At 68.3% G+C, this 1,911-nt stretch carries 2 protein-coding genes; both read right to left on the bottom strand.

Annotated features, from left to right (window positions below; all coding sequences use genetic code 11):
- Window positions 1-18 precede the first annotated feature (18 nt).
- Window positions 19-1,506 (bottom strand): transposase, encoded by a 1,488-nt coding sequence (locus ACWDD9_RS43815; protein WP_375875684.1) that lies wholly within the window; start codon window positions 1,504-1,506, stop codon window positions 19-21.
- Complete coding sequence (locus tag ACWDD9_RS43810; protein WP_375875685.1) at window positions 1,469-1,708, bottom strand: transposase; 240 nt, start codon at window positions 1,706-1,708, stop codon at window positions 1,469-1,471. Before ACWDD9_RS43810 ends, ACWDD9_RS43815 begins: the two co-directional genes overlap by 38 nt.
- Between the last annotated feature and the right edge of the window lie 203 nt (window positions 1,709-1,911).

Below are 1,911 nucleotides of genomic sequence, written 5' to 3'. Positions count from 1 at the left end.
GGATGCTGTTGGTGATCTTCATGAGTGACGGGTTCGAGTCCCGCCATCCGGTTGTTGGCAGAGTTGCTGGAATCGGGTGGTTGGGCCTGTTCGATGGTCGGCTGATTTGCCATCGTCACGGTGCTGGCTGAGGCGGATGATGTTGGTTCCGGCCGCGGTGAGGACGTGTTGGACGTGGGTCTTCGCGGTGCCGCGGTAGCGGCAGTTGCGCAGGCCGTGGGCGTGGACGGTCTCGGAGACGGTGGCTTCGCAGCCTGCCCGCATGGCGTATCGGTCCTTCCAGGGCCGGGTCTGCTGCTCTCTCCTGACGCGGTTCTGGATCTCCTGCAGGGGCTGTGGCAGCAGCAGGAGGTGGCGTCCCTTGCCGTCGACGTTCCCGGTGCACCTGGGACGGTCGTCGCAGGCCCGGCAGACGGCTCGGGGGAAGAGCACGGACAGGCGTGGCTGGCCGTCGGCGAGTGTCGCCTTCCAGGGCGGGCTGGTAGCACCGTTGGGGCAAGTGAGCGTTCTTTCCTCCCAGTTGGGATGGAAGTCTTCCTTGTCGAAGCCCGGTAGCGCCCGTGTCCTGGGTGGGAGCCGAACCGGGCCGACCAGGTCGATCCCGTGCTCGGTCCTGGCTCGGTGGATGGTGGCGGGGCTGGTGTATCCGCCGTCGACCAAGTGCTCGGAGGGCGCCAAGCCGCGTGCGGCGAGGTCGATGTGGATCTGTTCGAGGGTGTCGATGTCCTGCTCGGGTGCCGGCGTGGTGGCAACGTGCACGATCACGTTCGGCAGTCCGGTGTCGCAGGTCTCGGTCTGGTGGTCCTTGTAGCCGACCCACTCGGCCTTGCCGGGTTTGTGGCTGAAGCGGGCCTGCGGGTCGTGGGGCGAGACGATCTCGACCGACGACCAGGGGGCCCGGGCCGAGGTGGGATCGGGCCGCCCGTCCGAGGCTTCTGCGGACATCGAACGCCGGGGGCTGTGGCGCCGGCTCAGCCGGTCGCGGGTCTGCTTGGGGCCGCGCCAGCCCAGGCGGCCGTCCTGGTCGTACCAGTACTGCTGGATCCAGACCTGCCGCAGGATCTCCACCTGCGGCAACGCCCGCAACCGGGTGGGGGCACCAGGCCCGAGGACGGCTCGCAGCAGCCGCATGCCGTCCTCGCCGACCGTCAGGGCGTACCGTTCCCGCGCCTTCGTCTCTCTGGGCAGCCGGTCGTAGCGTACGGGCCGGCCGTAGCGGCGAGCCCAGTCGTCCGAGACAAGGGTGGACAGCCATTCCCCGTCAGCGCGTGCCAGCTCTTCCAAGGCAGCGCGCATGGTCTCGCCCACCAGCTCGATGCGGTCCAGGCGCCGCACCGCCGCCAGGACGTGGGTGGAATCGGTGCGCTGACGCCCGCGTGGCTTGACCAGGCCTGCTTCCACCAGACGGTCCACCATCACCGCGAGCAGCCGGTCCGCGCGGTCGCCCTCGGCCATTCGGCCGCGGAACTCACTGAGCACCGAGAAGTCGAACCCGGGATCGTCCAACTTCAGTCCCAGGCAGTAATTTCCAGTCCAGACGGCAGCGGACCGCCTCGGCGGCCTGCCGGTCTGTCAGGTTCTCGGCGTACTGCAGTACCGACACCAACGCGAGCCGCGCCGGCGACAGACCACGCCGCCCGTCGAGCGGATACCACTCGGCGAAGTCCTCATCGACGAACAGCCCGTCCAGATGGTCCCGCACCCACATCGCCGCAGTCCCGCGAGGATTGCTCGCCCGTGCCATCTGCGTCGTCAGAGGTGGAATCTCCCGCCCCGGCCACGAGCCCATTGCCACTGTAACCAGCCCCTTCAACCTGCTCGGATCTCCAGAGCAGGACAGCAGGCGCACAGGGCCAGCGACCGGAAAAGCCGTCAGCCTCACCCTCCCCAGTGAAGATCACCAACAGCATC

The sequence above is a fragment of the Kitasatospora sp. NPDC001119 genome (assembly GCF_053598475.1).
The sequence above is the reverse complement of the archived record's forward strand: the minus strand, read 5'-3'. Positions and strand labels throughout refer to the sequence as shown.